The sequence below is a fragment of the Ruegeria sp. N11 genome, from assembly GCF_056531525.1.
Window position 1 is genome coordinate 1 of sequence record NZ_JBQFLX010000047.1, and the last position, 7,208, is coordinate 7,208.

6 protein-coding genes are annotated in these 7,208 nt (G+C 48.2%); 2 read left to right on the forward strand and 4 right to left on the reverse strand.

Annotated features, from left to right (window positions below; genetic code table 11):
* Positions 1 to 100: 100 nt before the first annotated feature.
* Complete coding sequence (locus ACR0J8_RS23645; protein ID WP_480527868.1) at positions 101 to 1,534, reverse strand: sensor histidine kinase; 1,434 nt, start codon at positions 1,532 to 1,534, stop codon at positions 101 to 103.
* A 384-nt stretch (positions 1,535 to 1,918) separates the two neighbouring features.
* On the opposite strand from ACR0J8_RS23645, the gene ACR0J8_RS23650 reads away from it, so the two are divergent.
* Entirely contained in the window at positions 1,919 to 3,169 is a 1,251-nt protein-coding gene (locus ACR0J8_RS23650; RefSeq protein ID WP_480527871.1) for a cytochrome P450, read from the forward strand.
* Positions 3,170 to 3,235: 66 nt separating this feature from the next.
* Here the strand turns inward: ACR0J8_RS23650 and ACR0J8_RS23655 are convergent, their stop codons facing one another.
* The gene (locus ACR0J8_RS23655; protein ID WP_480527872.1) at positions 3,236 to 4,369 is read right to left on the reverse strand and encodes a response regulator; all 1,134 of its coding nucleotides are present in this window, start codon (positions 4,367 to 4,369) and stop codon (positions 3,236 to 3,238) included.
* A 403-nt stretch (positions 4,370 to 4,772) separates the two neighbouring features.
* A complete protein-coding gene (locus ACR0J8_RS23660; protein WP_480527874.1) occupies positions 4,773 to 5,513 on the reverse strand; it encodes an acyl-homoserine-lactone synthase in 741 nt (246 codons plus the stop codon).
* 555 nt (positions 5,514 to 6,068) lie between these two features.
* Here ACR0J8_RS23660 and ACR0J8_RS23665 point away from each other — a divergent pair.
* Entirely contained in the window at positions 6,069 to 7,010 is a 942-nt protein-coding gene (locus tag ACR0J8_RS23665; protein WP_480527876.1) for a response regulator, read from the forward strand.
* 36 nt (positions 7,011 to 7,046) lie between these two features.
* Here the strand turns inward: ACR0J8_RS23665 and ACR0J8_RS23670 are convergent.
* The coding region (locus ACR0J8_RS23670; protein ID WP_480527877.1) for a transposase at positions 7,047 to 7,208 on the reverse strand (162 nt) is incomplete at its 5' end.

Genomic DNA, 7,208 nt, shown 5'->3' on the forward strand with positions numbered 1-7,208 from the left:
CGACCAGATACGACAGATGCCCGAAGGTCTTCCTCTCCGCCATCGCCCTCGCCGCAACCGTCATTTATTGGTTATGAGTCCTGACCCTAGTGGGATTCGGCTAAAGTTGCTTGGATTGCACTGCGCAGGTTAGTGAGGTGTGCTCGGCTCCGGCGGAACCTATCTCGTGCCCGCTTATCGCGGGAAACATAACAAAGAACTCTGTGCCTTCACCAAGTTTGCTTCTGTAGTCTATTGTTCCGCCAAAATGCTCAACAATTTCCTTTGAAATGTGCATCCCGAGTCCGGTACCGCCTGCGTGACGTTCATCGGAGGAGTCTATCTGGGAAAAGCGATCGAAAACTTTGTCATGGAACCCCTCAGGTATCCCGATGCCATGGTCTTTGACGAAGAGGCGAATATTCCCGCCGACTTTCTCGCATCCGACGGTTATCTCGCCTCCATCAAGGGAGAATTTAGCTGCGTTGGAGATAATGTTGGCCAACACCTGAAGAAGGCGGGAAGCATCACCTCTAACGTACAGATCATTGTTTCCCCTTAAGTCTTCTACAATTTCTACGTTGTGAGCACTGGTGTATCCCATGTTACAGGCAATCGCTTCCTGAATCAGCGCATGTACATCAACAGTTCCTTCACGGTAGTTCATCTCGCCCGCTTCCATTTTTTGAATGTCCAGCACATCATTAATTAGGGATGCGAGCCGTTCGCAGTTTTTACCCGCTAAATGAATGAGGCTTTGCATTGAATCTGGAGCTTCACCCAATGCGCCTGTGTTGATTAGGTCAAGTGATCCCTTGATCGAAGTGAGAGGCGTACGCAGTTCATGGCTAACTGTCGATATGAACTGAGTTTTCGCAATGTAGGCCGCTTTTGTTCTTTCGTGCTCCGCTTTGAGCTTTTTGAGTTGTTCCAAATTCCTGCGGTAGAGCTTCAGAAACACCATCGAACAGTCAATCAGAAAGTACATTACAAAGATAACGGTGAAGAAGTGCAGCCAGAGTTCAGATGAAAGCTCGGGGCGTTCGGTCCAGATATCCTTGACGACAATCAACATGAACGATACGCCGTACATGGTCAGACGGACAATCATTGCCCACAGAAACTGATGGTTGTTCATTGCTGCAAACAACGCCGCAGCAAACAAGAAGAACATTGGAGTAAAGTGACCACCGGCGGGCTGTGCGAAAGCAACTGAAACAGCATACAGGCAGATTGCAGTTGAGCTGAGGGTCGTGTTCAACAGAATCCAAACAACCATCATACCAATTGCTTTGTGCTGATCTGGCTTTAAGCGCGGTACGCGTTTGGCCAGCAATAAATCTTGCGCTTCGCAAATGAGAATTGTCCCATAGAACAGCATGGCGTTAATGGGATCGAAGAAGAACGCAGTCAAAATGGTCGTGGCCAGATAAATAGCCTGCCGCTGCCACAGAAGCGCAAAGCTCATGGCAGTATAATCTATGATGTTTTGCAGAAGCCGGTTTTCCGTTTCACCAGAGTCCCGGTCCGGCAGATTGGCGTCGATGGCTGTCATCTAGATGTCTTCGTTTTTAGCGCTTGGACAGTACCATTAGCGGCACAATGAGGACTTAGTTGGTCTGAATTGGGTTCACAGTTTGGCGCTAATCCTTTGAAGGCCACCGTGATTGTTGGCGTTTCACGCAAGGTTCTGGTGTGAGAGGTTGAAAAATTTTTGTTGCGCAAATGCCGTGTGGGCCCCCCAAAATTGACGATCTCGTTGCTAAGTGCGTTTTTTTTTTCTTAATGTGCCAGAAAGAAGAAGAAAATCTTAAAGGGTTGGGGTTTGACTGCAGTTGAGTTTACGAAGTTGGGGCAGGGTGCTGTAGCTCCTGTTTCGGCTAGGCTTGCAAAAAAGCCGGTGACACTGCTTCAGTTTGCAAGGTCCGCTGGTCGAAACATGTTTGAAGTCATCCCGGCCGAAACTCTGCGTGAAACTTATGTTCGTGGGCCTTTGAACATACACTATATCTGCGATCCTGAAATAATAACCGAGTTACTTGTCGGGCGGGGCCGTTCGTTTCCCAAAGCCAAGTTCACTAAAGACATTATTGGATCGGCTGTAGGCAACGGGTTGATACTCTCTGAAGGGGAAAAATGGCGTCAGCAGCGGCGTAGGTATTCTCCACTATTCGCCGCCAGGAACCTCCCGGTTCTTGCCCGGCATTTTGCAGAGACTGGTGTCGAGATTGCAGATTCATTGGCGGAACACGAAGGCCCTGTAGATATTGCACAAATTGCGCCTGCATCAACGTTGACGAATATTTCTAGGGTAATTTTTTCGGGTAACAAGAAAGTCAGTTCAGAGCAGATACGCATGGGGCTGATCAAGTATTTTGAGTACATTTCTGATTTGTCTCTTTTCGATTTAATGGGTTTGCCAAAGTGGGTGCCGCGCAAGAATTGGCTACGCAGCCTGGCCCCGGTCACCAATATGCGGAACCTCGCCAGAGAGGTCATTGATCAGCGTCGCGCCGAAAGCCGCAGCGAGCCACAGGACTTCCTTGATTTTATGATTGAGGCGTTGAAAACAGATTTCGAGGATGAAGCGACAACCGTTGACAACCTTTTAACCTTTGTCGTCGCTGGCCATGAAACTTCCGCCAACGCTCTGGCCTGGGGGTATTATCTGCTGGCGTTGCACCAAGATATGCAGGCGAAGGTTAGACAAGAAATTCGGTCGGTTCGCCCAAAAGGTCCAATGGAGTTTTCTGACCTGGAAGCAATGCCACTCCTGCGCGCCCATGTAAAAGAGACGCTGCGGCTTTACCCTTCAGCCGCGTTCTTTGCTAGAGACGCATCTGCCGACCTTGAAATCAAAGGGGTAAAGATTGCAAATGGTGACGCGCTGTTCTTCCCAGTTTACTCTTTGCACAGAAACGAAAAACTATGGGATGCTCCTGACCACTATCGACCGGAACGGTTCTTGGGATCTACACTACCTCGAGGTCAGTACATTCCATTTGGAGATGGTCCCAGAATCTGCATTGGTGCTCAGTACGCTGAAACTGAAATCATGGTACTTATGGCTTCGGTGCTCCGTCGAATAAATTTTTCGATTACAGAGTCTGAATTACCGGAACCAGTTTTGACATTCACCATGCGTACCAGTGGCCCACTCATCCTCAACGCCGAACGGGTTCGCGAATAAAGTTGATATCTAAACTCCAGTGCCTGACCTTTGATCGACGTCAGGCCTGGCGATAGAATTAGCTTACTACCGGCGAGTGAGGTAAGTGTTATCGCCGTACAGCTCACGCAAGACTACATCAAACAGTCTATCGTTGACCATTTCTTTGCGATGCGGTGTGGGCTCTGAAAATGTGGAAGAGGTTGTAACCAGGCCCTTTCTGAGATTGGCCTCACGATGATTCACGTTTTTGATAGCCATGTCCAAAGAGGCGAATGCTCCAACCTTCGAAAAAGAACGAAGCGATACCGGTGTACCTTTCACCACTTTAAGATGGACAGATGCGCAGCGGTTGCTGAGAACAGTCCCTAGTTCTTGGTTTAGGAAAGCTTCGGTCGGAATATTCTGGGTGCATTCCCGCCCATGTGTAACAATGAGAAATGCGCCACTCCCGCGATAAGAATAGATTCCTCCAGCAGCCTGCGTCGTTCTTTCAATGCAGAATCCAATGTCGGAAACAGATCGCCGAAAATCACCAAAATTCTTCAGATCAAAGTGATACTCGGCGTCACGAAATTTGATTGCGGTGACCCAGGTGTCAAATCGACGCCTCCGTGAAAGCTGCTCGACATAGTTGTCGAATTCGACATACCCCAAGCATTGTTCTTGCTCGTCGATAGACAAAGGATCCTTGAAATTGAATTTCTGGTTGAAATCCAATTCACTGCGAAGATTTTCTATCGACGCCGATGAGGATTGGGTTTTCTTTCTCTCCATCATCAGAAGGTGAGCAGCGTTCATACGGCTGCGCAATTCAAAGAAGTCGAAGGGTTTAGTTACATAATCAAACGCGCCTTCTAAAAATGCCTTCTCGATGTTCTGCCTGTCATCCAGTGCAGTCAGCATTATGACAGGTGTTTCCAGATTATCCGGCAGGTTTCGGATTTGTGAAAGCAACTCTATCCCCGAGGTTCCAGGCATCTGAATGTCAACAAGCAGACAGTCGAACGGGGATCCTGCTGCTTCTATCATCCCAAGCGCTTCATCAGCTGAACTGGCAGCAGCCACATTGCAGTTTTCGAGTTCAGGAAGTGCTGACTGGAGCAATTTCAAAATGTCAGGATCATCATCAACCGCCAGTACAGTAAGTGCGGTCTTTCCTTGTGCTCGATGCTCTAAATTTCTTTGGAACCGATCACTGCCAAATGTGGAATGTCTCATAACTGGTGAACCGTCGATATCCTCATAACGGGGTAAACTTATGAGGAGAGTGGGTCGAAACAGCGGCAAAAATGGAGAAAGTCTTCGTAGAAAGGGGCTTTTTCTTGACCTTTATTTGGCGCCAACGGCCTCAACAACGAATTGCCAGTTATTGTTGTGAACTAGCGTCGCTTTCTCGTAACGTTATTATTTCGGCAATCTGTTGGCGCCAAATGGCAGTATACGATCGCAAAACTACGGAATTGAACAACGGTTAGAAGTCTAAGCATCGACTCTGGAAACCCCACGAAAATGCAATACAGCCGAGTTTTCCCAATAGTCTTAAAATCAACCTTAGTTGCAATGAAATATGCGTCGGGCGTCCAAGAGTAAATAAGACAATCTAGTGGGTGAGGTGTTCCATTTACTTGTGAATGTTGAATAAAACCGACTGACTGATGGTGCCATCGATGGAAAACTTTGCGCCGACAGGCGAGGCATTGATGCCCAGTCGCCGTGACCACCGTGCCCAGACTGAGGGGACGATGCCCAGGATGCTTGTTGCACCACCTTCCATCGCGACAGTAGTCATCTGGTGAAACAACTCCTGTTGAACCGGAAGCCTGCGTGACGATGCAACATCCTTTGCCACGAAGAAACGGGATGCTTCCCAAACAGAGCGCTTTACCGGGGCGTCAATAAATAGAACGTCAGATGGTATTCCTTTAAGGATACCTCTTTGCGCGTCGCGCAGCATATAACTATATACCCCGCACTCTGCAGTCGTGGGCAGAAGTCGCACACCTCCTAAGACCTCACCGAATTCATGCAACACAACCCATCGACAGGCTGGTGTGTCGTATTGGTCAAATTCCATCCCGTCAGCTTCACCAACTTGCCACTTTAACTGGTCAATGAAAATTGATTTTCTGGTTTCAAGGTATTTTGCCAGAAGGGTGCCATGCTCGTAAATATTGCGAAAATTAAGTGTAGTCGCGCGAATATGGCCAATGTTGCCACGTGGCATTGGCGGCTTGCTATTGACAGCAAAAATTTCTAGTCGCGCCAAAGTATTTGGTGCGCCTGAAGTGCCGTTAGCAGGTGTCAGTTCCGGAAGCCCCTCCGGGACCGGGTATGTCTGCTTATACCTGAGTGGTTGGTCCATATTTTACTCATATTTCCGACACACTTATGGCAAGATTCAATTCAGCAAGTCCACAACCCTATGCGGTAGTTGCCCGAATAGATGGATAGGTGTGTCTAAATCTCCTCCCTTCCTTTGGTTACCTTCGCTGCCTGACCAAAAACTTTAGAAAGTTCTTGGCTTCTATTTTTTTCCGCAGGTTCCAATTATTTCCCCATGTCTGGCAACACTTTGAAAAATATAGATTCTCTTATGTATCCCTTCAAATTTTCGATGGATCAGGCGCGGTTTCGCTATCCGATAGTATTTCGAGGCAGTCGTGACGGTTGATAGAAGCAAAGTTAAAATGGCATCAATAATTGGAGGGATTCGCTTTTCAGTATGCGCTCTCGCACGGGAAGAATTGTACAAGGTAAAAAAAAAGCACAGACATAAGGAAGCCCACCTTATGTCACCGTTTTGCCGCCTTCGTAAGAGAGGATGAGAACACCCTGAGTGTATCATGCGCCAGCCGACCGTTGCCCGAAGTCTGCAATGCCCAACGGTTGGCGAGGCGTAAAAGGTTGGTGAAAAGTTATGCGTATACTTGCTGTAGACGACGATCCTAGCATCCTGGAATTGCTAGATAGAGTTCTAGACGCGTTCGGTTATAAAGACGTCGTCACCGCCAGAAGTGGGCCAGAGGCCATTGAAATACTGTCACGACCTAACGAAGCGTTCGACTGCTTGCTACTGGATGTGCAGATGCCGCAAATGAACGGCATAACTCTTTGCGAAGAAGTGCGAAAATTACCAGAATACAAGTACACGCCCATTATCATGGTGACCGCCATGGTGCAAAAAGAGTACATCGACGAAGCATTCGGAGTTGGGGCAACGGACTACGTTACAAAGCCTTTTGAGTTCTCTGACCTGAAGCAGAGGTTGTCTGACGCCTATAGAATGGCAGCGGAACGAAGAGCCGCAATCGAAGTGCTGGAAGCTGAAGCGGATTTTGAGTTGTGTTTTGGCAATAGTCCGGACGTTCGCTTAATTGATCCGCAATGTTTCGGAGATTTGCCCGGTTTCATTGGGTTAGCTGAATTTGAGAACTACGTAATTCAGCTTTCAACGATGCACTCCATGGCTGCAAAGCTTGTGGCGGTGAAATGCATAGGCGCCGAACAAATCTATGAGACGAGCACGGTCAGTGAATTCCGTAGTGCCATGACTTTAGCTGGTACAGCGGTTCTGTCAGCTAGTCAGGAAGGGCGTAAAGTGGCGACCTATTGGGGAAATGGCGTGTTCTTGGTGATCTACGACAATCAAATTAATTTGAGCGTGGACCAGTTAGGAGCTCCGCTTCCCGAGGCATTTAAAGAAATTTCCGGTGACACCACTTCAGGTCGGCCAATTGGCTTCCAAGTTAGCGAAGAAGTTATGCTTAAAGCCAAAACCAAGATGGAGGCGTTGTTCTTGATAGACAAGGCCGTCGAAATGGCTGAAATGTCGGAGGGTCGAGCGGCGAATATCGCTTGAAAAACTGCATATATGGATGGTGATTAGGGTCAGGACTCATAGCCAATAGATAACGAGTGCTGCAAGGGCGATTGCTGACAGGAAGACCTTCGGGCACCTGTCGTAGTGGGTTGCCACACGCCGCCAATCCTTCAACCTGCCGAACATGATCTCGATCCGGTTGCGCCGTTTGTAACGACGCTTGTCGTACTTAACCGG